Genomic DNA, 22,627 nt, shown 5'->3' on the forward strand with positions numbered 1-22,627 from the left:
TTTTCTAAGGTTAGTTTGGCACTTCCAGCACACCGGATTCGCCGAAAAGGATCGGCTCTTTAGCAGAATATTGCGAATATGTGCGGCGTTGCGACATTTCGAGAAGATGTCGCAACGATTTCCGTCTTTCGCCTCAGGCGACCGCTGCCCGCACGGCCGGGTCCTCGAGCGTCTGGTCGAGCGTCTTCAGGGTGCGCTCGACAATGGCGTCGATTTCGCTATCGGTGCAGCAGAGCGGCGGCGCATAACCGAGGATGCCATTTGCGAAGGCGCGCACGATCAAACCGTTTTCCCAGGCGCGATCGAAAACCTTGCGTGCAGGGGTCGCCGCTGCCGGCAGCGGGGTTTTCCTTTCCTTGTCGGTTACAAGCTCGATGGCGGCGAGCATGCCGCGACCACGGACATCACCAACCAGCGGGTGGCTTCTGAGGCTTTCCAGTCCGGCCATCAGCCGCTGACCGGCACGACGGCCGTTTTCCAGCAGCCCGCCCTCATAAAGTTTCAGCACTTCGAGACCAACGGCGGCGCTGACGGGGTGGGCGGAATAGGTATAACCGTGCCCGACGGCCGCATCGCCGGCAAAGTCGGCTATTGTATCATAAACATGGTCGGCCATGAAGACGGCGCCCATCGGCACATAGCCGGAGGTGAGGCCCTTGGCGGCGGTGATGAAGTCCGGCACGATATCCTCGTCGGCACAGGCAAACAGTGGTCCCGTGCGGCCAAAGCCGGTGATGACTTCATCGGCGACGAAGAGGATGCCATAGGACCGGCAGAGCTCACGCATCGCCTTGATCCAGCCCGGCGGCGGGACGAGAACGCCGCCCGAACCCTGAATGGGCTCGGCATAAAAAGCGGCGATCCGATCAGGGCCGATGGCTTCGATCTTGTCTTTCAGAATTTGCAGGGAGGAAGCGATGATGGCGGCCGGATCGTTGCCGACCGGATTGCGATAGGCGTAATGCGACGGGATTTTATGCTGCCAGTCGTAAGGCACGCCGAAACCGGCATGGAAGGCGGGCAGGGCGGTGAGGCCCGAGCCGGCGGTGGTGGAGCCGTGATAACCCTGTTCGATGGAAATGAACTGGTCGCGCTGCGGCTGGCCCTTGGCGTGCCAGTAATAGCGGATGAAGCGAATGGTGCTATCGACCGCATCGGAACCGCCAAGGGTGAAATAAACATGGTTGAGATCGCCTGGCGCGCGGTCCGCAAGCTCGGAGGCCAGCCGGATCGCCGGTTCGCTGCCAATGTCGAAATAGGCCGTCGCATAGGGCAGTTCCCGCATCTGCTTTGCCGCCGCTTCGACGATACTGTCATGGCCATAACCGGCATTGACGCACCAGAGGCCGGCAAAACCGTCGATGAGCTGGTGGCCAGTCATGTCGGTGACCGTGGCGCCCTTTGCCGATTGCAGCACCCGCACGCCCAGCTTCTCATGGCTGCGGAAGGAGGAGACGGGGTGCACCAGATGGGCGCGGTCCAGTTCGATCAGTGAATTGCTTAACATGGGTCTCTCCAGATTCAGCCTGCAGGTCAGCCCAGCGCCTGGCTGGTCAATGCGAATGTTTTCAGTTTTTTGTCGGCGGAGATTTCGGCCTTCGGCCGGCGCATGGCGATGCCGCCGCCGACATGGCCAAGACCGTGTTCGGCAAGCCATGGGGCAAGGCCCGTGTCGGCCGTGGTGTCCACACGAAGAAAAGCGCCGGGACGTTGCGAAAACACGAATGCGATCAGTTTTTTAGCGATTTCAGCATTTTCCGCCACCACCGGGCCGATGACTTCGCCACGCCCGAAAGCGCGAAGTGCGGCAAAGCCCCTGATGACGCCCTGTTCCTGCACGAGTGCGAAACGCGCCCTTTCGGCAAGCACTGCAAAGAGCGCGGTGCGGTCCGCGCCAAAAGCCTGCGCATCGAGTGCGGCAAGTTCGGCCGGATCAATGGTTTCCGCCCAGGCCACACCCTGCGGCCTGTTTGTCTCTACGGGAGTGCCCTGATGCTGAAGTACTTCACCGCAGGCGGCGAAGCCCATTTTTTCGTAGAGAGGCAGGCCATCAGCCGTGGCCACCAGACGGCACTCGCGATTTTCTGCTGCATCCATCGCTGCTTTCATCAGCTGACGCCCGAGACCGCGGCCGCGCATGCTCTCGTCCACGATCACCATATTGACGGTGGCGCAGGTATCCCCGAGCATCGTCGCCATGGCGGTTCCGACGACGCGTCCATTTTCCACGGCGACGAAACCCTTGCTCAGGGAAAGAACCAGCGCCCAGTCTTCCTTCCGGTGCGGCCAGCCGGCCTGACGGGAAAGTTCAACGGCCGCGTCGAGGTGGTCCGGTTGAAACGTTTGGATATCGATCAGGCTCGCTTGCATGCCGGAACTCCATTTTTCTGCTTATTCATTGATAGACCGAGGCGGGAAGAAGATTGTCCCGACAAATGGGAAGGTTCGATATGTTTCGCTGTTGCTTTTATCCGCCGCCGCATCTTATGCCGCATCTTATCCGCATCCGGGCTTAAACCGGGGACCGACGATTACTTGCGGTTTGCCTCAACGCAACTCTCTGCCAAACTGGCGGCTGCATACGCAACAATCTGCTTCCGCTGATGGCAATTGCGGTGCGCCGACCGGGCAAAGGCTTTCTATGATCAATTCATTCCGGCACGGCCGATCCCCAAGCAAGGATGACGACGACATGACCATCTTCCGCCCGAAATACATCTCCTTCGATTGCTACGGCACGCTGATCAATTTCCAGATGGCAGAGGCCGCCCGCGATCTCTATGGCGATCGTCTCGACGAAGCGCAGATGCAGCAGTTCATCAAGAATTTTGCGGCCTATCGTCTGGATGAGATCATGGGCGACTGGAAGCCCTATGCCCAGGTGGTTCACAATTCGCTTTCGCGCAGCTGCAAGCGCAATGGCGTGGCCTTCAAGGATGAAGATGCCACCTTCGTTTACGAGCGCGTTCCGACCTGGGGCCCGCATGCCGATGTTCCGGCCGGCCTTGCCAAGGTTGCGAAGGAAATTCCCCTCGTCATCCTGTCCAACGCCATGAATTCGCAGATCATGTCGAATGTCGAAAAGCTTGGCGCGCCCTTCCACGCGGTTTACACCGCCGAGCAGGCGCAGGCCTACAAGCCGCGCTTCAAGGCTTTCGAATATATGTTCGACATGTTGGGCTGTGGTCCGGAAGACATGCTGCATGTTTCCTCCTCGTTCCGTTACGATCTGATGTCGGCCCATGATCTCGGCATCAAGAACAAGGTCTGGGTCAATCGTGGTCACGAGCCCGCCAATCCCTATTACGGTTATGTCGAAATCGCCGATATTTCCGGCCTGGCAGGCGTGGTTGGATTGTAAGGAAAGGTCGGGACCATGAAGTTCGTCTCCTATTGGCACGATACCGCGCCGCAATTTTCAGGTGCCGCGCAAGGTCCCGTCGAAGGTCATTACGATGTCGCCGTCATCGGTGGAGGTTTCACCGGTCTCGGGGCCGCGCGCCAGCTTGCCAAGGCCGGCGCGCGGGTGGTCGTTCTTGAAGGGGAGCGGGTCGGCTGGGGCGCCTCCGGCCGCAATGGCGGACATCTCAACAATGGTCTTGCCCATTCCTATCTCTCCGCCAAGGCCGAGCTTGGCAAGGAACGCGCGATCGCCCTCTACAGGGCGCTCGATTCCTCCATCGATACGCTGGAGGGGCTGATCGCTGAGGAAGGCATCGATTGCAACTTCCGCCGCTCGGGCAAGCTGAAGCTCGCCTCCAAACCGCAGCATTTCGAAGGTCTGGCGAAGAATTTCGAGGCGCTCCATGCCGAGGTCGATCCCGACACGGCGCTTCTTTCCGCGGCCGACCTCAAGGCGGAGATAGGCTCGCCATTTTATGGCGCGATGCTCTCGAAGAAGAGCGCGATGATGCATATGGGCCGCTATGTGGCCGGCCTCGCCGAAGCCGCCAGCCGTCATGGCGCGGTGATCTTCGAAAATGCGGCGGTGACGAAGCACATCCAGAATGGCAGGAACCATGAACTGGAAACTCCCCGCGGCAAGGTGACGGCCGACAATGTTCTGGTGGCGACAGGTGCCTACACGCCGTCCGGCTTCGGTTATTTCCGTCGCCGCATCATCGCCGTCGGCAGTTTCATCATTGCCACGCGGCCGCTGACGGATGCCGAGGTTCAGGCCTCGGTTCCGGGTAACCGCACCTATGTCAACTCGATGAATATCGGCAATTATTTCCGGCTCGCGCCGGATAACCGGCTTATCTTCGGCGGCCGTGCGCGCTTTTCCGCCACGTCGGACCAGCGTTCGGACGCCAAAAGCGGTGCGATCCTGACGGAAAGCCTGCATCGCATCTTCCCGCAGCTTGTCCATGTGCCGATCGATTATTGCTGGGGCGGTCTGGTGGACATGACCAAGGACCGTTATCCGCGCGCCGGTTTCCATGACGGCGTCTGGTACGCCATGGGCTATTCCGGCCACGGTGCGCAGCTTTCCACCCATCTCGGCATGATCATGGCCGACGCCATTCTCGGACGGCCGGATAACAATCCGCTGAAGGGGCTGGAATGGCCAGCGGTGCCGGGTCATTTCGGCAAGCCGTGGTTCCTGCCGATCGTGGGCCTCTATTACAAGATGCTGGATAAGATTCAGTAGAAGTCGAGGGTCGACGCTGAGAGGCTGCTCCCACACTCGACGTCATCTTCGGGCTTGACCCGAGGATCCACGGCCGCGCGAAGAATGAATCCTCGGGTCAAGCCCGAGGATGACGGAGGAGAAGGGCATCTCGATATCCCAGCGGCCTCCAGGCCGCTTTTTTGTTGCCTCCACACAAAAAGAAGGGCCGCGGAGCGGCCCTTTAGGCGGGGAGAAAAACAGGCGTCAGGCAAGCCCGCCGATGTGGAACGTCTTGATCTCCAGATATTCCTCGATGCCGACCTGTGCGCCCTCACGGCCGAGGCCGGATTGCTTGACGCCGCCGAAGGGGGCGACTTCGGTGGAGATCGCGCCGGTGTTGAGGCCGACCATGCCGAATTCCAGCGCTTCGCCCACACGCCATGCGCGTTTCAGGCTTTCGGTATAGAAATAAGCGGCAAGGCCGAAGGGCGTGCCGTTGGCGATGGCAATGGCCTCTTCTTCCGTCTCGAAACGGAAGAGCGGTGCTACCGGTCCGAAGGTTTCTTCGCTTGCCAGCCGCATCCCGGTCGTGGCGCCGGTCAGCACCACCGGGGCGGTATATTGCGGACCTTCCGGCAGATCATGTGGTTTGGTAATGACCTTTGCGCCCTTGGAAACGGCGTCATCAATATGGGCGCGGATCTTGGCGATGGCCGGCTCGTTGATCATCGGGCCGATGGAAACGCCTGCTTCGGTTCCGGGTCCGACCCGCATGGCGTCAACGCGATCCGCCAGTTTTTTCGCAAACGCGTCATAAACGCTCGACTGCACGAGAATACGGTTGGCGCAGACGCAGGTCTGGCCGCCGTTGCGGAATTTCGAAACCAGAGCGCCTTCGATGGCGAGATCGAGATCGGCATCGTCGAAAACGATGAAGGGCGCATTGCCGCCCAGTTCCAGCGACAGGCGTTTGACGCTGTCGGCAGCGCCGCGCATCAAAAGCGAGCCGACACGGGTGGAGCCGGTGAAGGAAATTTTCCGAACCGTCTCGTTGGCCATGATTTCGTTGCCGATTTCCGTCGGCATACCGGTGACGATGTTGATGACGCCCGCGGGAATGCCGGCCCGTTCGGCGAGCACGCCGAGCGCCAGGGCCGAATAGGGCGTGAATTCCGAAGGTTTGATGACCACGGTGCAGCCGGCCGCAAGTGCTGGCGCGACCTTTCGGGTGATCATGGCGTTCGGGAAGTTCCACGGCGTGATGATACCGCAGACGCCGACCGCTTCTTTCAGCACCACGATGCGGCGATCCGGCGTGGGTGAGGGGATGGTGCCGCCGCTGATGCGCCGGGCCTCTTCCGCGAACCATTTGACGAAGGATGCGCCGTAGCGGATTTCACCCTTCGCTTCGTCGAGCGGCTTGCCCTGTTCGGTGGTCAGGATCAGGCCGAGATCGTCGACATTGTCGATCATCAGCGCGAACCATTTTTCGAGAAGCGCTGCGCGCTCCGCGTGGGTTTTCTTTTTCCACGGCCCGAAGGCGGCATTGGCGGCTTCGATTGCCGCGCGGGTTTCCCCGCCGTCCATATCCGGCACGGTGCCAATCACCGCCTGCGTCGCCGGATCGATCACGTCGACCGCCTTGCCAGATGCCGCGGCCTTCCACGCGCCGCCGATCAAGCCCGTCTGGCGAAAAAGTTCCTTGTCCTTCAAGCCCTGCATCATAATTCTCCGAAATCAGTCGAGCGCCGCGAAAACCGCAGCGGTAATGGCGTCCGTCTTGTCCTTGCCCGGCACGGTGCCGATACCCCGGCCGGTCGCCGTTTCCAGCGCTGCCATGATCCTGACGGCCGCGTCTTTTTCACCGAGATGCTCGAGCATCATTGCGCCGGACCAGATGGCGGCGATGGGGTTGGCGATGCCGAGATGGGCGATATCCGGGGCCGAACCGTGCACCGGCTCGAACATGGAAGGCGCGCTGCGGTCGGGATTGATATTGGCGGAGGCGGCAAAACCGAGGCCGCCCTGAATGGCTGCGCCGAGGTCTGTCAGAATATCGCCGAAGAGGTTGGAGGCGACCACGACATCGAGGCTTTCCGGGGCCATAACCATGCGGGCCGCCATGGCGTCGATGTGATAGCTGGAAACCTCGACGTCGGGATACTCAGTGGCGAGCTTGTGGGTCACCTCGTCCCAGAACACCATCGAATACTTCTGGGCATTGGACTTGGTGATGGAGGCAAGCTTACCGCGACGCTTCTGCGCCTGTTCGAAGCCGAAACGCAGGATGCGCTCCACGCCCTTGCGGGTGAAGATCGAGGTTTCGACGGCGACTTCATCATCGGTGCTCTGATGCACGCGGCCGCCGGCGCCGGAATATTCGCCCTCGGTATTTTCACGGATGCAGAGAATGTCGAAGCCATCGGCCTTCAAGGGTCCCTGCACACCGGGCAGAAGCCGGTGCGGGCGGATATTGGCATATTGCACGAAGGCCTTGCGGATCGGCAGCAGCAGGCCGTGCAGCGAGACCGAGTCCGGCACTTCCGCTGGCCAGCCGACTGCGCCTAGCAGAATGGCGTCGAAGCCGCGCAGGGTTTCGATGCCGTCCTTGGGCATCATCGCGCCGGTTTCCTTGTAGAAGGCGCAGGACCAGGGGAATTCCGTGCCTTCAAGCGCAAAACCGGAGCCTTCGGCAGCGGCGTTGAGCACCTGCCATGCGGCGTCCGTCACGCTTTTGCCGATGCCGTCTCCGGGAATGAGTGCGATGCGATGCGTTTTCAAGACATTACCCCTGTTACAGTCCGATAAGGACGCTTTTGCTCTTGCGGTTGGCGAGATAGGCCTCCCGTCCGAGATCCTTGCCGATACCGGAACGTTTGTAACCGCCGGTCGGCAATATATGGTCGCGCGAACGGCCATAACGGTTGACCCAGATCGTGCCTGCCTGAATGGCGCGCGACAGGCGCATGACACGCGAGATATCCCGGCTGAAAAGCCCGGCCGCCAGACCGTAGGTTGGATGGTCGGAAAGCGCCAGAGCCTCTTCTTCCGTGCGGAAGGTCTGCAGCGTCAGCACCGGGCCAAAGATTTCCTCGGTGACGGCAGGGGAGGTCTGGTCGACATTGGCGATCAGCGTCGGCTGATAGAAATAGCCGGGGCCATCCATCACTGCGCCGCCCGTCAGGCATTCGCCGCCATGGGCGACCGCTGCCTGCACGATGCCGTCGATGCGCTTGCGCTGCACCTCGGAGATGATCGGCGAATATTGCGTCGTCTCGTCCCAGGTTGGGCCGGGTCTCACTGCCTTCATGCGAGCAATGATGGCCGTGGAAAGGGCATCCGCCGCACTTTCCTCGACGATGATGCGCGAGCCCGCCACACAGGCCTGCCCGGCATTGGAGAGAATATTGCCGGCGATGGCCGCTGCCGCTTTTTCGATGTCGGCATCGGCAAAGACCAGCTGCGGGCTCTTGCCGCCGAGTTCCAGCGTCATGGGCTTGATGCCGGTGCGGGCGATATTGGCCATGATGGCCGAACCTGCGGCCGTGGAGCCGGTGAAGCTGACCTTGGAGATGTCAGGGTGTCCGGTGATGGCATTACCGGTCATGGGCCCGTCGCCCAATACGATGTTGATGAGGCCGGCCGGCAGTCCTGCCTTGATCGCCAGTTGCGCCATGAAGATGCTGGAGAAGGGCGTCATTTCCGATGGTTTCAGCACCACGGCATTGCCTGCCGCGAGCGCCGGGCCGAGCTTCCAGCCGGCCATGGAGACGGGGAAATTCCACGGTGTGATGGCGCCGACGACGCCATAGGGCTCGGTCATGATCATGCCGAGGCTTGCATCGTCGGTCGGCACCAGATCGCCGCCTTCCTTGTCGGCAAATTCGGCAAAGAAACGGATTTGTTCGGCGGTGACGGCGATATCGCCTGTTATCAGCTGGCCCACCGGCCGCGTTGAAGAGAGCGCCTCGATTTTCGCCAGCGTCTCCGCTTCCTGCTCGATCAGGTCGGCCCAGCGCTGCAAGACCTTTGTGCGCTCGCGCGGGCGCACGCCGCCCCAGTTGCTGCTCTTCAATGCGGCCTTGGCGGTTTGTACCGCTTCATCGACCAACGCCGCATCCGCCTTGGGGCAACCGGCATATTCGATGCCGTCCGAAGGGCGGTGCATGTCGATGCCGTTTTTAGCCGGGATCAGCCGGTCGCCGATGAAGTGGCCGATCGGCAGGGACAGGCTGTCTGGATCGAAGCTGAGCGTCATGGGGAATCCTCTTTGGATATGCCTTAACGCTACCCCCTGATGGCAAGCAGCATCGACCGACTGCGGTAGGGGCGGTGAACGAAAATCCTGTTTTACAGGCGGCCCACAGCGCAATCTTCGGCGGGCATAAGTCCCCTGCCGAGAACTACCTTGGCCGGGTCGTGCAACCCTGCTGGCGTTGACCGAACATCCCATGACCGGCCGGCGGTTTTCCTGTCCGCCAGCCGGAACGCCAACAATTCCGTCTGACAAATCACCCTGTAACCGTAACGTAGATCTTGCGAACCGTTTCGATGGTCTTCCAGACGCCGACGAAACCGGGCTTCATGACGAAGCTGTCGCCTGCGGTATAACGCTGCGGTTCGCCACCTTCCGGGGTGATTTCGATAACGCCTTCAACGATATGGCAGAACTCGAAGGTCTCGCCCTTGCTCGAGCGGTTTTCACCGGGGGTTGCTTCGAAGATGCCGGTGCGCACGGTGCCGTCGCGGGCTTCGTCCAGCGCCCAGACCCTGGTTGTCGGATCGCCGGAGACAAGGCGTTCAGGCGCGACCTTGGCGGTCTTCGGTTCGAAGGCGGGGTGAGTGTCGATTGTCTTGAGGAGCGGCATGGGTGTCCTTTCTTGGAACGTTGTGATCAATATCCACGGCTGCGGTCGACGAGGCCGAGCGGGTCGAGGCCGGATTCGTATCGTTTGATGTTTTCGACAACGGTGCGGGCGGCGGAATGGGGCTGGGTGACGCTGGCGATATGCGGCGTCAGGAGAATTTTCGGGTGTGTCCAGAAACGATGGTCTTCCGGCAGGGGCTCCGGATCGGTGACATCGACGACAGCGCCTGAAAGCCTGCCGCCATCCAGGGCATCGATAAGGGCGTCATGGTCGAGCTGCTTGCCGCGCCCGGCGTGAACCAGAGCGGCGCCTTCGGGAAGCATCGCCAGACGCCCGGCATTCAGAAGTCCCGTGGTCTCGCCGGTCAGCGGCAGCAGGCAGACGAGAATATCGCTGGTGGAGAGGATGGTGGTCAGCCCGTCGTCACCATGGTGGCAGGTGACGCCTTCGATCTCGCGTGGCGAGCGGCTCCAGCCGGACAGCGGGAAACCGAAGGGCTTCAGCCGCTCCAGCGCCGCGATGCCCAGCATGCCAAGGCCGAGAACGCCCACCCGGCACTCTTCCGCCTGCCGCTGGGGCAGGGCTTTCCACAATTGCTGGCGCTGCTGCTTCAGATAGACCGGCAGGTTGCGGTGAAGGGCAAGCACGCCAAGGCAGACATACTCCTGCATCATGCGAGTGATGCCCTCATCCACCATGCGCACGACCTTCACCGTTTGAGGGATGGCTTCGATGTGAAACTGGTCGACGCCCGCGCCGATCGAAAACAGCACTTCGAGATTGCGATATCGGGCGATATCCTGCGGGACCGTCCAGGTAATCAGATAGCGGACCGCGTCTGGGTCGACACTGGACGCATCCATCGAAAAGGGCAGATCAGGCAGCTCTGCTGCCAGGGCCTGCCGGAAAATCTCGCCGCGTTTTGCGTCGGAATTGAAGAGAAACGTCATCTGAAATCCATACTTCCCGAAGGTTTATTCCGCGCAGCGGCGGCCAAGCGTTTCCAGCATCGACTGGCAGGTGGAAAGCTCGCCCGTGGTGATGAACTCGTCCGGCTTGTGGGCGCGGCCGATATCGCCCGGGCCACAGATGATGGCGTCAATGCCCGCCGCCTGGAACAACCCTGCCTCCGTACCGTAGCTGACGGCTGCAAGGCAGGGAGTACCGGTCAGTTCCTCCAGAAGCAGAACGAGCGGCGCGTCGGCTTCCAGTGAAAGCGCCGGATAATCGCTCATCGGCATCCATTCTATATCGACGCCCTTTGCGGCAAGCGCTTCGACGCTCCTGCGCACTGGTTCTAAAAGTTCGAGCGGCGAGACGCCTGAAATCGCCCGCGCTTCCAGTTCGATTGCGCAGAGGTCGGGAATGATGTTGATCGCCTGTCCGCCTTTGACGGTGCCTACCTGCAACGAGGAGTAGGGCGGTTCGAATGTCGCCTCGAATGGCCCCTGCATCAGCGCATCCGCTGTTCCAACCGCTCTCGCCATGATGCCGGTCATCAGGTGGATGGCGTTTACGCCCTGATCGGGACGCGATGAATGGCCGGACCGTCCGTGGATGGTGATGCGTGCCGCAGCCTTGCCCTTATGTGCGCGAACCGCCCGCATATTGCTTGGCTCACCGATGATGGCGCCCGCCGGTGGTGCGCACAGCGCCGGCAATCTGGCAATGAGGTGGGGAACGCCACGGCAGCCCGCTTCCTCGTCATAGGAAAAGGCGATGTGCATGGGCCGTTTCAACGCCAGACGCGAAAATGCCGGTGCGGCAGCGAGAACCGTGGCCAGAAAGCCCTTCATATCGGTGCTGCCGCGTCCGTGAAGACGGTCGCCTTCGGTTCTCAGCGTAAAGGGGTCGGAAGACCATTCAGGTTCTGCCGCAGGGACGACGTCCATATGGCCGGACAGGATGTAGCCGGCGACATCGGCCGGGCCGAAGGTGGCGAACAGATTGGCCCGGTCACCCTCCGGTCCCGGAAGCAGCGATACTTTCGCGCCGTGGCTCTCCAGATAATCTGCGATCCATCCGGCAATGTCGCCATTGGCGGTTCCGACCACCGACGGGAAGCCGACAAGACGCTCAAGGATTTCGATTGCGTTCATGGCCGTCTCCGCTGGCCGGCCGCTTGCGCTTGACCGGATTGTCATCGCAAAAGCTTAAAATGGTCTGCGGCGTTTATCTGCTGAAATGCGGGTGATTTCGGTAGATTGTTGTGTCCTTCCAGTGCTTTCAAAAAATTCCTGCTGGTGTGGCTGGTTATCTTCGGATGTCGTGGACCGGGCTGTGGGGCCGGAGGTTCCGTATCGGAGGGGATGAGGGCCGCTTGTCATGGACCTGCTCAAAGTCGATAGTTTCGAGTTGCGGACGGTAGATATTGCCGATGTGGATGCCGATCATCTGCATGCGCTCTCCATGGCTGTCGGGTGGCGATATCACGCTAATGAATGGTGTTTTCTGCGCCAGTGCGGCGTTGGCCTTGCGGCGCTGGACGAGATCGACCGTGTTGTCGCAACCGCCATGCTGTTTCCCTATGATCAGGGCTTTGCGACGCTCGGCATGGTCATTGTGTCTCCACGCTTGCAGGGGCAGGGCGTTGCGCCGTGGCTGGTGCGGCAACTGATCGGAAAGTTTCCCGCCATCTCCCTTCGGCTGAACGCCACGGATGTGTCGCGGCGGCTGTTTTCCAGACTTGGTTTTGCCGGCGATACGGAAAAAGTGCATCTTTTTCGCGGAAAGGCACGGTGCCTTGCCGAGACGCCGCCATCTGGCAAAAAACGAAGGATAGAGTCGCTATCGGAAGAACATCTGCCGGAGGTGGCGGCGATAGACCGGGCGGCCTTCGGTGTTTCCCGCCATGGCGTCTTGCAGCGACTTCTGCGTGAGAATACGGGCTATGGTCTGTTCGAGGCGGATCGTCTCATCGCTTTTGCGCTGCGCCGTGCGGCGGGGCGGGGTCACATCGTTGGCCCGGTGGTCGCGAGTGAAGAGACGGATGCCATAGCTCTTGTGAGACGGCATTTTGCCGATCTGGAGGATCAGCTGGTGCGCCTCGATAATAGTTGTAGCGGTGGCCCCTTCACCGATTTTCTAACGCAATCCGGGCTTGTCGTGATCGAGACGCTCACCACCATGTCGAAAAACGTGCCGCAACCGGTGAGCACCGGTGCCGCCAGAGTTTTCGCGCTGGCAGGCCCTTCATTGTGTTGAACGGCGGCGCCGACGCACGCGATGCGCTTCAGGATTTTGTTTGATCCATGTCTTTGCCTCAGGTCCGCCCTCACACTTTCGGCAGACATGCTTTGGCAATTGACGCCCCGCCTCTTGCCCCTTATGTGAGAAAGCGACGGTTCCTGAGGCCGAAAGGCGAAGGGATTAATAGGGAACATGGTGCGGGTGATTATTATGACCCAATGCCGTGGCTGCCCCCGCAACTGTAAGCGGATTGCCGTTCATCCTCGTGACGCTTCGACGCGTCATGCCACTGTGTTCTGCGGAATGCGGGAAGGCAGATGAACGGCGCAAATTCGTGAGCCAGGAGACCTGCCGTCAAAATATGAACCATCGTTACGGGCGGGGAAGCCCGGAGGAGGAGATTGTAATGTTATTTCATAACATTTGGTTTGCGTCCCGTCGTTGTTCTCCGTACAAGACGTTCCGCTGTTGCTGCGCGTTCTAACGCCTGCTGCTCTGGAACAAGCGATTTAATTTCGACTGGAGAACATATGTTGCATTCTAGACGCCTGCCGCCCTATGCCGGCTTTCTGGCCGCTGCCCTTGCGGCTTTGCCCGTTTCCGCCAGGGCTGCCGAAACGGTCTATCCCCTGACGATCAACAGCTGCGGTCAGGAGATCACCTTCAAACAGGCGCCTGCCCGCACCGTATCCGTGGGGCAGAGCACGACCGAGGTTCTTTATCTGCTCGGCGTCGCCGACAGGGTAGTGGGCACGGCGCTGTGGATCGGTCCGGTTCTGAAGGGTTACGAGGAGGCCAATGCCAAGGTGGAGCGGCTGGCCGACAACGATCCGAGTTTTGAGGCCGTGGTCGGCAAGAAGCCGGACCTTGTGACGACGCAGTTCCAGTGGCAGATCGGCCCTGAGGGTGTTGTCGGAACGCCGGCGCAATTCGCCGAGCTCGGTATTCCCGTTTATACATCACCCGCCGATTGCCTGGGCAAGGACAATTCCGGCGGTGGCGATGGCGTGCGCAACACCGTTTTCACCATGGACCTGATCTATCAGGAGGTCCGCGACCTCGCCAAGATATTCAACGTGCAGGAGCGCGGCGAAGACGTCGTTGCTGACCTGAAGAAGCGCGAAGAGGCGGCCCGCGCCAAGATTGCCTCGGTGAATGGCAAGCTTTCCGCCGTCTTCTGGTTCTCCAGCGCCGAACTCGATATCGATCCCTATGTAGCCGGCCGCAAGGGTGCGCCAGGTTACATCATGTCTGCGCTCGGGCTTAAGAATGTCATTGAAAGCGATGAGGAATGGCCAACCGTCGGCTGGGAAACCATCGCCAAGGCCAATCCGACCGTGATCGTCGCCGGCAAGATGGACCGTCGCCGTTTCCCCGCCGACGATGTTGCCGTCAAACACAAGTTCCTCGCGACCGATCCGGTTGCCAGCATCATGCCCGCCGTCAAGGACAAACACGTCTTTGACATGGACGCACAGGCGATGAACCCGACGATCCGCACGATTGAGGGCATCGAAACGCTGGCCGAGGCGATTTCCGCCGCCGGCCTCGCCAAGTGAACGGTTTTTCCGTCCATCTCGGCAGGGCGGGTCTGGCTTTTGCCGCGCTCGCCCTGCTGCTCGTGGCGCTGATGGCTGGTGCGGCCATCGGCGAGACCGCCATTCCCTTCGATGTGGTGGCGAAAACCATCGCAAACCGTGTCTTCCACGCGGGTTATCCGCTGGAGCCGCTGGATGAGGGCATCGTGTGGAGCTACCGTCTCAGCCGCGCCGTCGTCGCCGCCTGTTGCGGTGCTTCGCTGGCGCTCGCCGGTGCGGTGCTGCAATCGCTTTTGCGCAATCCGCTTGCCGATCCCTATATTCTCGGCATTTCCGCAGGCGCCTCCACGGGGGCAGTCGCCGTGGCGCTTCTGGGCTTCGGCGCCGGGTTCCTGACGATGCCGGCGGGCGCCCTGATCGGGGCTTTTGTTGCTTTTTCGCTGGTCAGCCTTCTGGCGGTCAGGGCCGGGCACGGCAACAGCGCCATCATCCTGGCGGGGGTCGCCGGTTCGCAGCTCTTTAATGCCATGACCTCGTTCATTGTCACAAAATCCGCCAATGCCGAACAGGCGCGCGGCATCATGTTCTGGCTTCTGGGCAATCTTTCGGGCGTGCGCTGGCCGGATGTGTGGCTGGCCCTGCCGGTCTGCCTCGCCGGTCTTGCGGTATGCCTCTGGTACGCCCGCGCGCTGGATGCCTTCGCCTTCGGCGGCCAGGCCGCAGCCTCGCTCGGCATCCCCGTGCGCTGGGTCTATGCGGTGCTGATCTCGGTTTCGGCGATCATGACGGCGGTCATGGTGTCGCTGGTCGGTTCCATCGGCTTCGTTGGCCTCGTCATTCCCCATGCGGCGCGCATCTTCGTCGGCGTTCGCCATGGGCTGTTGCTGCCGGTGACGGCGCTGACCGGCGCGATTTTCATGATCGTCGCCGATATTCTCTCCCGTATCGTCATTCCCGGGCAGGTGCTGCCCATCGGGGTCATCACCGCGCTCGTCGGTGCGCCCGCCTTTGCCTTCATCCTTGGGCAGAAAAGGGGTCGGTCATGAGATTGTCCGCCCACGATCTGCATTTCCATGCCGGCAACATCGAAATCGTCCGCGGCGTTTCACTGGATGTTGGTTCCGGCGAGTTCCTCGGCATTATCGGGCCGAACGGCTCGGGTAAAAGCACGCTTCTTTCCATGCTGGCCGGCATCCGTAAACCGCGCAGAGGTCACGTCACGCTTGGCGAGGAGCCGCTTGCCTCATTCGGGCGGCGCGAGCTTGCCCGCAGGCTCGCCTTTGTGGAGCAGCAGGCCGAAACCACCGAACGTATCAGCGCGCGACAGGCTGTCGAACTTGGACGCACACCCTATCTCGGCCCGCTTTCCGCATGGTCGTCAAAGGATGATGCCATCGTCGATGCGGCGCTTGAAAATGTCGACATGGCGGACAAGGCGGATCGAAGCTGGCATCACCTTTCCGGCGGCGAACGGCAGAGGCTGCACATCGCCCGCGCGCTGGCGCAGGAGCCACATATCCTGCTTCTGGACGAGCCGACCAACCATCTCGACATCGGCCACCAGATCGGCCTGCTCGATCTGGTGCGCCGGCAGGGCCTTACCGTCGTCGCGGCGCTGCACGATCTCAATCACGCCGCCATGTTCTGCGACCGCGTCGCCATCTTGCACCGGGGCGAATTGATCGCGGTCGGTCCGCCGCATGAGGTTCTGACTTCAGCGACGATCGCTTCCGTTTTCGGGGTGCAGTCGGTTGTCACCACGGATGAGGGTGGCTTTTCCCACATTCGTTTTCTGCCGGCCCACGGGGCAGCCGATCACCCAAGGAAAGTACTGGCACGATGATGAAATTGATGACGCTCGAAAACATTGGTTTTGGCGTAATTCCAAACATGAAAACGCTTCGCGTTGTTGCTGGAATTGCCCTGGCGGCGATCACTGGTTTTCCCCTTCACGCCATGGCGGAAACTTTCGAGGTGAAGATGCTGAACCGGGGCGAAAAAGGCCCGATGGTGTTCGAACCCGATTTTCTCGAGATCGCTCCCGGCGATCGCGTTCGCTTCGTGCCGACCCATAAGAGCCACAATGCCGCGACCATAGAGGGCATGGTTCCTGAAGGTGTCGAGGGGTTCAAAAGCCGGATCAATGAAGAATTCGAGACCGGCTTCGAGCAGCCGGGCTTTTATGGCATCAAATGCTCACCGCATTACGGCATGGGCATGGTCATGCTGATCAAGGTGGGTGAGGCAGCCTTGCCGCAGAGCTACAAGACGGTGGATGTGCCCGGTCGCGCGAAGCCCCGCTTCGAGGAATTCTTCGAACGGGCGGAAAAATGAGGCGCGGGCGGCAGTCTTGAGTGGCGGTTTGGATCGTCCGGGAGGGTGCAGGCAAAGTCCGAAAACCTCTCCTCCGTCATGCTCGGGCCTGTCCCGAGCATCTTCAACGCATTGATTTTGCGATAGGTGGTTGGATCCTCGGGACAGGCCCGAGGATGATGTCGTGCACGCGGATAGTGAAGGTGGCTGCGGCGTTCCTCAGATCTTTTCGGAAACATCCGGCTTCACCGCACAGACCGCATAACGGTGCTGAAGGCCGCGCAGGATGCCTTTCATCAGGGTGAAATTCTTCGCCTGGGCGCGATGAATCGCCTGAAGCTCCTGATCGATTGCGACGGGCTCGAACCCCGTTTTGCGCAGAAGTGCCGCGACATCGCCGGCCCTTGCGCCCTTTGAAAAATAGACCCGCGAAAGAATGCTGTTGAATGTATTTTCCGGATCCGCCGGCCTGTGCGGCTGGTCGGGTTTCACAAGGCCGATATTTTCCAGACCGGCAGCCAGTTTCTTGACCAGTTTTTCGCGCCAGCCGGTATTGACGAAATCACCGTCGACGATCAGAAGCCGCCCGCCCGGTTTCAATACGCGGAACCATTCGGCAAAACTCGCCTGCGGGTCCACCAGTGTCCACACCAGATGGCGCGTGATGATGACGTCGGCGCTTTCGTCCGGCTCCATCGTGTTTTCGGCATCTCCGACGAAAAAACGAATGTTGCGTCCACGGCCTTTCGCTTTTTCCCTTGCAAGCGCCAGCATGGTTTCCGACCAGTCCATGCCGGTGACCTGAAAACCGAGATCGTCCATCAGATGCGAGATGACGCCGGTTCCGCTGGCGAGATCGAGTGCCTTGCGGCCTTCACCCTGTCCCAGATGCTTCAAAACCAGCGCATGCCAGGCGGCGCGCTCCTCTTCCGAGAAAATTTCATGCCCTGGTGAAAGGTCGAAGGTTGCGGCGCGGCCGGACCAATAAGCCTTGATTTCGTCTCTCAGGCTGTCGTTTTTGCCATACTGGATAGTGTCGATCATTAGACTTCAACTCATGCGCCGGTCAGTTGAGAACGGCTCTAAAACATAAAACTTGACTAGTATAGTCAGAAAATAATACAGCCGCGCCAGTCAACACTGGAGAGCAATATCCGATGCGCATCTCAGCCAAATCTGCGGCACTTGCCCTTGGCCTTCTCGTCTCCGCCGCCTGGCCGGCATTTGCCGAAAAGGTCACCGTCAAGGATGTGACGGGCCGGGATGTCGAAGTCAACGTCCCTGTTTCGCATATTATCCTCGGCGAAGGTCGGCAGATCTATTTCCTGGCGGCGCTCGACAAGGACAACCCTTTCCAGCACGTGGTCGGCTGGCGGGACGATCTGGCGAAAGCCGATCCGGAAACCTATGACGCCTATATCTCCAAATATCCAGAAATCGCCAAGCTCCCGACCTTCGGCGGCATGAAGGATGGCACATTCGACATCGAACAGGCGGTTTCGCTGAAGCCGGACGTAATCCTGATGAATATCGACGCCAAGACGGCGACGGAAGAGGCGGGATACATTGAAAAGCTCGCCAAGGTCGGCATTCCCTTGGTCTATGTCGATTTCCGTGAAAAGCCGATGGAAAATACCGAGCCGAGCATGCGCCTGATGGGTAAGCTGACCGGCAAGGAAAAGGTTGCCGAGGACTTCATCAAGTTCCGCGCCGATTCCATCGCCAGGGTCACCGATACGCTTGAAAAGGCCAATCCGAAGAAACCTGTCGTGTTCATCGAGCGCGCCGGCGGTTATTCCGACGATTGCTGCATGTCCTTCGGCAATGAGAATTTCGGCAAGATGGTGGAACTTGCCGGCGGCGTCAACATGGCCAAGGGCATCATTCCCGGCACCTTCGGCACCGTTAATCCGGAACAGATCATCGCGTCCAATCCGGAGCAGATCATCATCACCGGCGGTAACTGGAACGGTTATGTTCCGGGCGGCAACTGGGTCGGCGTCGGTTATGGCGCGGATGTGAAGGAAGCACACCGGAAGCTGGAAAACTTGACCAAGCGCCCGGCCTTTACCGGCGTGCAGGCGGTGAAGGACGGCAATGTCCATGCCATCTGGCACCAGTTCTACAACAATCCCTACCAGTTCGTGGCCATTCAGGAAATTGCCAAGTGGCTGCATCCGGACCTGTTTAAGGATCTCGATCCAGAGGCAACTTTCAAGGAATTGCATGCCCGCTTCCTGCCGCTCGATTACAAGCCCGGCTACTTCGTTTCGCTGAAAGACGCGAAATAAGACAGGGACGGTGAAGAGGAGCGCCGTCTGATCCATGGATGAAGCCGCAGCCATGCGGCTTCATCATTTTCTTTTGGAACCAAGAGGACTTCTCATGCGGCTCAACGCTCTCAGGCATCTTGCGATGCTGGTTTTCTCTCTTCTCGCCGTGCCCGCCCTGGCAGCGGAGATCACTGATGTCACCGGACGCAAGATCGAGCTGGATCTGCCGGCCAAACGCGTCCTCGTCGGCGAGGCACGCCAGATTCATGTCATTGCAGCCCTCAAGGGCGACCAGACTTTCGACAATATCGTCGGCTGGCGTGACGATCTTCTGAAGAAAGACCCAGACAGCTACACGGCCTATGTGAAACGTTTTCCGCAGATCGAAAAACTGCCGCGTTTCGGTTATCTGCCGCAGGGCGACTTCAGCCTGGAAACGGCGATCACCCTCTCGCCTGATGTTATCACCCTCAATCTGGAAACGGAAAAAACCGCCAAGGAAAGCGGCTTCGAAGAAAAGGCCGCCGGCGCCGGCATCAAGATCGTCTATCTTGATTTCCGCATCGATCCCGACAAGAACAGCGAAGCTTCGATTGAAATCCTTGGAAAACTGTTCGGCGCTGAAGAGCGCGCCAGGGAATTCATCGCCTATCGCCGCGCGGAAATCGCCCGCGTGACTGATCGGATAACGAGCGTCAAGGATTTGAAGCGTCCGAATGTCTTCATCGAGCGCTCGCCCGGCATTTCCGGCGAGAACAATTGCTGCCGCACCTTCGGCCCGGCCAATTTCGGCGCCATGGTCGATCTCGCCGGCGGTCACAATATTGCTGATGGTATCATCAAGACGACCTTCGGCGATCTCAATCCCGAGCAGCTGGTTGTCGCCGATCCCGATCATGTCATCGTGACCGGTTCCAACTGGGCGGCGGAATCCGACATCAACCAGTTCGTCCCCCTTGGGCTAGGCGCAGATATGGCGCTCTCGCGCGAACGGCTGGCCGGTCTCATGACGCGCACGCCGTTTCCGGAACTGAAGGCTGTAAAGCAGGGCAATGTCCACGCCGTCTGGCACCAGTTCTATGGCGCTCCCTACGAGTTCCTGCCGATCCAGCAATTCGCCAAGTGGTTCCATCCCGATCTTTTTGCCGATCTCGACCCGGAAAAGAACTTTGAGGAATTTTACCGGAAATTCCTCCCCGTCACCTACAGACCGGGCTATTTCGCCTCTCTCGAAAAAGGTTCGAACCAATGAGTTCGTTGAATGAAAGCGCCGTTGGCGTGAGTGGGCGCGATCAATATCGCGCCCTTGCCGCTCGCAGGATCGTCATTCTGTTCGGGCTTTTTATCGCCCTGTGTTTCAGCATGGCCGCCGACATGGCGCTCGGCCCGGCGCGCTATACGATTTCCGAGGTTCTGGCCACCATTGCCGATCCGGCTGCTGCGGCAAACCAGCTGCGGGTGGTGATCTGGGATATTCGCATGCCCATCGCGCTGATGGCGGTCACCGTTGGTGCATCCCTGTCTGTTGCGGGCGCGCAGATGCAGACCATCCTGTCCAACCCGCTTGCGAGCCCTTTCACGCTTGGCATTTCGGCGGCTGCAAGTTTCGGTGCGGCACTGGCCCTTGTCGGCGGCGTGGCGATCTTTCCAGGCGCCGTGCATTACATGGTGCCGATCAACGCCTTCATCATGGCCATGGTCGCGGCTCTCTTCATCCATTTCGCCTCGACGATGCGCGGCGTGACCGTGGAGACCATCGTTCTCCTCGGCATCGCGCTGGTTTTCACCTTTAATGCTGCCCTGTCGCTGCTGGAGTATCTGGCCTCCGAACAGGCGCTGGCCGCCGTCGTGTTCTGGACCATGGGCAGCCTGACGAAGGCAACATGGGAAAAGGTCTATATTACCGCTGCCATTCTCGTCATCACCGTGCCGATGTTCATGCGCAATGCCTGGGCGCTGACCGCACTCCGGCTGGGCGACGACAAGGCGGCGAGCATGGGCATCAATGTCCGGCGGCTGCGGTTGACGACCATGCTGACGGTCAGCCTTCTGGCGGCCATTCCGGTCTCCTTTGTCGGCACCATCGGTTTCGTCGGGCTGGTCGGTCCGCACATCGCCCGCATGGTGGTGGGTGAGGATCAGCGCTTCTTCCTGCCCGGATCGGTGATCTGTGGCGCGCTGCTTCTGTCGGCCACCTCGGTCATCAGCAAAATCCTCATTCCCGGCGCAATTCTGCCGATCGGGGTCATCACGGCGCTTGTCGGTGTACCGTTCTTTTTCGCGCTTATTTTCGGCAACAGGAGACGCGCATGGTAGCGCTCGCACTGAAGGATGTCGGCGCCGCCTATGGGCGCACCACCGTTCTCTCCAAGGTCGGCATCGATACGCTGGAAAGCGGCAGCGTCACAGCGGTCATCGGCCCGAACGCCGCCGGCAAGTCGACGCTTTTCAAGCGCATCGCCAGCCTGATTTCGGGTCCCGGACTGGTCGAACTTTCCGATACGGCGCGCGGTAAGCGCGCTATCTGCTACATGCCGCAGGATACCGGCGCCAATGCCGTGCTGACGGTTTACGAATCCGTGCTGCTTTCCGCCAAGCAGGGCGGCGGCTGGCGTGTGCATGACGATGAACTGTTCGAGATCGACGCCATTCTCAAGGCGTTGAAAATCCACGATCTCGCCTTTCGCGGTCTGGGTGAACTGTCGGGTGGCCAGCGGCAGCTGGTGTCGCTGGCGCAGGCGCTGGCTCGCAAGCCGGAAGTGCTGCTGATGGACGAGCCGACCTCTGCGCTTGATCTTCACCGGCAGGTCGAGGTTCTGGGCTTCGTCACCGAGCTTGCCCAGAAGACCGGCATGATCGTGCTGATCGCCCTGCACGATCTCAATCACGCACTTCGTTATTGCGAGAATACAATGGTAATCGCCCGCGGCGAAATGGTGGTGAGCGGTAGCACCGAGGCGGTGATAACCTCGGCGATGCTGCGCGATATCTATCGTATCGATGCGCGTATCGAACCCTGTTCGCAGGGCAGGCCGATGGTCATCGTCGACGGGGCGATCTGACGGATGAGGACCCGGCCGCATCCGCTGCTGGGTCCGATTGCCGACGCCGCAGACACGTCCTGCGCTGGCCGAGTCGCGAGTTAAGCTCGCACAAATTCTTGATAATTATAGTCATGAAATATCTGTTCGATCCGCAGTTTGAATGCTAGAGGTTTGGGCGGAAAACTGCGTTGTCATTTTGGGGCCGGCAGTGTCGTTGATCCTTCAGATTTCTCTCGGTTGAGACATGGGCATACGGGAAGATGACAAGCGTTATAACGCTTACGTCGCGCATAGGGTCGACCTGATCAAATACGCCACCCTGATTTTAGGGTCGCGGGCGGATGCGGAGGACGTGGTTCAGGAAGCATTCCTGAAATTCGTGCCGGAAGCCTCCGGCAATCCCTCCAACCTCAAATCCTATCTTTTTCGCATCGTTCGCAATCTTGCGCTCGACAACCGCCGGCGCAACCGGCAAGACCTGCGGGAGCGACCGGATGACACCCCCTTCTGGGGCGTGCCGCAGGATCATGGTACGCCGGAAGAGCATGCGCTGTTCTGCGATGAAGTTCGGCAGATGCAGACAATTCTGGAGACCCTGCCGGTTCAGGCGCGCGTGGCATTGGAAATGCACAGATTCGGTGGTTACAATATGGAGGAGATCGCTCGTCACCTTGGCGTGTCCGTGGCTAGCGCTCACCGCCTGATCAAGGGTAGCATTGCCGCGATTACCAGAGAAATGAAGTGAAATTGCCCTGATTGTCCCATTATGTGAAAAAAAACTTTCCGTTAA

General features: G+C 60.1%; 21 protein-coding genes and 1 riboswitch. Of the genes, 12 read left to right on the top strand and 9 right to left on the bottom strand.

From position 1 onward, the window contains the following. Positions 1 to 133: 133 nt before the first annotated feature. Both AC1ROR_RS15140 and AC1ROR_RS15145 read right to left on the bottom strand, forming a co-directional pair. Positions 134 to 1,507 carry an aspartate aminotransferase family protein gene (locus AC1ROR_RS15140; protein ID WP_498589888.1) on the bottom strand — a complete coding sequence of 458 codons (1,374 nt, stop codon included), beginning with the start codon at positions 1,505 to 1,507 and terminating at the stop codon, positions 134 to 136. 26 nt (positions 1,508 to 1,533) lie between these two features. After that, the gene (locus tag AC1ROR_RS15145) at positions 1,534 to 2,370 is read right to left on the bottom strand and encodes a GNAT family N-acetyltransferase (RefSeq protein ID WP_035221148.1); all 837 of its coding nucleotides are present in this window, start codon (positions 2,368 to 2,370) and stop codon (positions 1,534 to 1,536) included. A gap of 322 nt (positions 2,371 to 2,692) precedes the next feature. Between AC1ROR_RS15145 and AC1ROR_RS15150 the strand changes: the two genes are divergently transcribed. Both AC1ROR_RS15150 and AC1ROR_RS15155 read left to right on the top strand, forming a co-directional pair. Then, complete coding sequence (locus AC1ROR_RS15150; RefSeq protein ID WP_035221404.1) at positions 2,693 to 3,361, top strand: haloacid dehalogenase type II; 669 nt, start codon at positions 2,693 to 2,695, stop codon at positions 3,359 to 3,361. A gap of 15 nt (positions 3,362 to 3,376) precedes the next feature. Further along, entirely contained in the window at positions 3,377 to 4,651 is a 1,275-nt protein-coding gene (locus AC1ROR_RS15155) for an NAD(P)/FAD-dependent oxidoreductase (protein ID WP_498589889.1), read from the top strand. A gap of 225 nt (positions 4,652 to 4,876) precedes the next feature. On the opposite strand, the gene AC1ROR_RS15160 is transcribed toward AC1ROR_RS15155, so the two are convergent. From AC1ROR_RS15160 to argE, 6 genes are all read right to left on the bottom strand, one after another. Continuing rightward, the gene (locus AC1ROR_RS15160; RefSeq protein WP_498589890.1) at positions 4,877 to 6,334 is read right to left on the bottom strand and encodes an NAD-dependent succinate-semialdehyde dehydrogenase; all 1,458 of its coding nucleotides are present in this window, start codon (positions 6,332 to 6,334) and stop codon (positions 4,877 to 4,879) included. Positions 6,335 to 6,349: 15 nt separating this feature from the next. Beyond that, complete coding sequence (locus AC1ROR_RS15165) at positions 6,350 to 7,393, bottom strand: tartrate dehydrogenase (protein ID WP_498589891.1); 1,044 nt, start codon at positions 7,391 to 7,393, stop codon at positions 6,350 to 6,352. A gap of 13 nt (positions 7,394 to 7,406) precedes the next feature. Then, a complete protein-coding gene (locus AC1ROR_RS15170; RefSeq protein ID WP_498589892.1) occupies positions 7,407 to 8,870 on the bottom strand; it encodes an aldehyde dehydrogenase family protein in 1,464 nt (487 codons plus the stop codon). A gap of 253 nt (positions 8,871 to 9,123) precedes the next feature. Then, a complete protein-coding gene (locus AC1ROR_RS15175; RefSeq protein ID WP_498589893.1) occupies positions 9,124 to 9,480 on the bottom strand; it encodes a cupin domain-containing protein in 357 nt (118 codons plus the stop codon). A gap of 26 nt (positions 9,481 to 9,506) precedes the next feature. Beyond that, positions 9,507 to 10,430, bottom strand: coding sequence for a 2-hydroxyacid dehydrogenase (locus tag AC1ROR_RS15180; RefSeq protein ID WP_498589894.1), 924 nt, complete (start codon positions 10,428 to 10,430; stop codon positions 9,507 to 9,509). Positions 10,431 to 10,454: 24 nt separating this feature from the next. After that, entirely contained in the window at positions 10,455 to 11,579 is a 1,125-nt protein-coding gene (argE, locus tag AC1ROR_RS15185) for an acetylornithine deacetylase (protein WP_498589895.1), read from the bottom strand. A gap of 226 nt (positions 11,580 to 11,805) precedes the next feature. On the opposite strand from argE, the gene AC1ROR_RS15190 reads away from it, so the two are divergent. From AC1ROR_RS15190 to AC1ROR_RS15210, 5 genes are all read left to right on the top strand, one after another. Beyond that, on the top strand, positions 11,806 to 12,684 hold the full coding sequence (locus tag AC1ROR_RS15190) for a GNAT family N-acetyltransferase (RefSeq protein WP_498589896.1): 879 nt from the start codon (positions 11,806 to 11,808) through the stop codon (positions 12,682 to 12,684). 120 nt (positions 12,685 to 12,804) lie between these two features. After that, positions 12,805 to 13,039: riboswitch (cobalamin riboswitch) on the top strand. Between the two features lie 160 nt (positions 13,040 to 13,199). Next, entirely contained in the window at positions 13,200 to 14,228 is a 1,029-nt protein-coding gene (locus tag AC1ROR_RS15195) for an ABC transporter substrate-binding protein (protein ID WP_498589897.1), read from the top strand. Next, entirely contained in the window at positions 14,225 to 15,253 is a 1,029-nt protein-coding gene (locus AC1ROR_RS15200) for a FecCD family ABC transporter permease (protein WP_035221119.1), read from the top strand. The genes AC1ROR_RS15195 and AC1ROR_RS15200 overlap by 4 nt, the downstream gene beginning before the upstream one ends. Further along, positions 15,250 to 16,050, top strand: a complete 801-nt coding sequence (locus tag AC1ROR_RS15205) for an ABC transporter ATP-binding protein (RefSeq protein ID WP_498589898.1) — start codon at positions 15,250 to 15,252, stop codon at positions 16,048 to 16,050. Before AC1ROR_RS15200 ends, AC1ROR_RS15205 begins: the two co-directional genes overlap by 4 nt. Continuing rightward, positions 16,047 to 16,541: a pseudoazurin gene (locus AC1ROR_RS15210; protein ID WP_498589899.1), complete on the top strand. Its 495-nt coding sequence runs from the start codon at positions 16,047 to 16,049 to the stop codon at positions 16,539 to 16,541. The genes AC1ROR_RS15205 and AC1ROR_RS15210 overlap by 4 nt, the downstream gene beginning before the upstream one ends. Positions 16,542 to 16,739: 198 nt before the next feature. Here AC1ROR_RS15210 and AC1ROR_RS15215 read toward each other — a convergent pair whose 3' ends face one another. Then, entirely contained in the window at positions 16,740 to 17,564 is an 825-nt protein-coding gene (locus tag AC1ROR_RS15215; RefSeq protein WP_498589900.1) for a class I SAM-dependent methyltransferase, read from the bottom strand. A gap of 113 nt (positions 17,565 to 17,677) precedes the next feature. On the opposite strand from AC1ROR_RS15215, the gene AC1ROR_RS15220 reads away from it, so the two are divergent. The 5 genes from AC1ROR_RS15220 to AC1ROR_RS15240 all read left to right on the top strand — a co-directional run bounded on the left by AC1ROR_RS15220 (position 17,678) and on the right by AC1ROR_RS15240 (position 22,582). Next, complete coding sequence (locus tag AC1ROR_RS15220; protein ID WP_035221108.1) at positions 17,678 to 18,811, top strand: ABC transporter substrate-binding protein; 1,134 nt, start codon at positions 17,678 to 17,680, stop codon at positions 18,809 to 18,811. A gap of 94 nt (positions 18,812 to 18,905) precedes the next feature. Next, positions 18,906 to 20,045 (top strand): ABC transporter substrate-binding protein, encoded by a 1,140-nt coding sequence (locus tag AC1ROR_RS15225; protein ID WP_498589901.1) that lies wholly within the window; start codon positions 18,906 to 18,908, stop codon positions 20,043 to 20,045. Then, the gene (locus tag AC1ROR_RS15230) at positions 20,042 to 21,109 is read left to right on the top strand and encodes a FecCD family ABC transporter permease (protein WP_035221106.1); all 1,068 of its coding nucleotides are present in this window, start codon (positions 20,042 to 20,044) and stop codon (positions 21,107 to 21,109) included. The genes AC1ROR_RS15225 and AC1ROR_RS15230 overlap by 4 nt, the downstream gene beginning before the upstream one ends. Further along, complete coding sequence (locus AC1ROR_RS15235; RefSeq protein ID WP_498589902.1) at positions 21,103 to 21,855, top strand: ABC transporter ATP-binding protein; 753 nt, start codon at positions 21,103 to 21,105, stop codon at positions 21,853 to 21,855. Before AC1ROR_RS15230 ends, AC1ROR_RS15235 begins: the two co-directional genes overlap by 7 nt. Positions 21,856 to 22,081: 226 nt before the next feature. After that, complete coding sequence (locus AC1ROR_RS15240; protein WP_020813249.1) at positions 22,082 to 22,582, top strand: RNA polymerase sigma factor; 501 nt, start codon at positions 22,082 to 22,084, stop codon at positions 22,580 to 22,582. Positions 22,583 to 22,627: the final 45 nt, after the last annotated feature.

This window comes from Agrobacterium sp. GW821-FHT14E08, assembly GCF_058803865.1.